Genomic DNA, 1,078 nt, shown 5'->3' with positions numbered 1-1,078 from the left:
AAGCCAAACTGAAATTCTTCACGTTACAGCTAAAAACGCTCTAACAAAAGGTGCAGTGGAACTTTCTAAAGTAGATGACATCGATGGCACTAAACTTGAAGGCGCAGTATTTAACATTGTTGATATGAAGGGTACTGTAATTCATAAAGGCCTTGTTACAAATGGTAAGGGGAAAATTGAAATTAACGACCTACGTCCTGGTGATTACCAATTCATCGAAATAGAAGCTCCTAAGCATTACGTTTTAGATGAAACACCAATCAATTTCACTATTGAAAAAGGACAGAAGGAGACTATTTCTTTAACCGCTAAAAATAGTTTAAAACAAGGTAGTATCGAATTAATTAAAGTGGATGATTTAAATGATCAAACAAAGCTTGCCGATGCCGTGTTTAATTTACTAGATCAAAACGGTAAATTACTTAAAACAGATTTAAAAACGAACGGTGAAGGAAAAATCATTGTTGAAAACTTACGTCCTGGTACGTATCAATTTGTCGAAACAACGGCTCCTAAACATTATGATTTAGACAAAAAGCCAATGGTAGTTACAGTTGAAAAAAGCCAGAAAAATATTGCTACTGTTACTATGAAAAATAGTTTAACTAAAGGCGGCGTTGAACTTATTAAAGCGGACGACGTCGATGGTACTACTCTTGAAGGCGCAGTATTTAACATTGTTGATGTGAAGGGTACTGTAATTCGCGAGAATCTTACTACAAATTCACAAGGCAAAATTAGCGTTTCTAACTTACGTCCTGGTGATTATCAATTCGTGGAGACGAAAGCTCCGAAACACTACGATTTAAATAAAGAACCGATTCCTTTCACTATTGAAAAAGGACAAGCCGAACCAATTTCTGTTACTGCTAAAAATAGTTTAACTAAAGGTGCGGTAGAGCTTTCTAAAGTGGATGACGTCGATGGCACTGCCCTTAAAGGCGCAGTATTTAACATCATTGATTTAAGTAATGGCAATGATGTTCACATTAATCTGACGACAGATGCATCTGGAAAAATCTCTGTTCCAGATTTACGTCCAGGAGACTATCAGTTTGTTGAAACGAAAGCTCCTGAA

At 36.3% G+C, this 1,078-nt stretch carries 1 protein-coding gene; it reads left to right on the top strand.

Going from position 1 to position 1,078, the window contains the following annotated elements; translation table 11 throughout:
* Positions 1-1,078, top strand: a 1,078-nt coding sequence (locus tag MR113_RS27225; protein WP_277929808.1) for an MSCRAMM family protein, incomplete at both ends; no start/stop codon positions are given.

The organism is Bacillus cereus group sp. BfR-BA-01379 (assembly GCF_022663605.1).
Classification (GTDB): Bacteria; Bacillota; Bacilli; order Bacillales; family Bacillaceae_G; genus Bacillus_A; species Bacillus_A mobilis.
The sequence above is the reverse complement of the archived record's forward strand: the minus strand, read 5'-3'. Positions and strand labels throughout refer to the sequence as shown.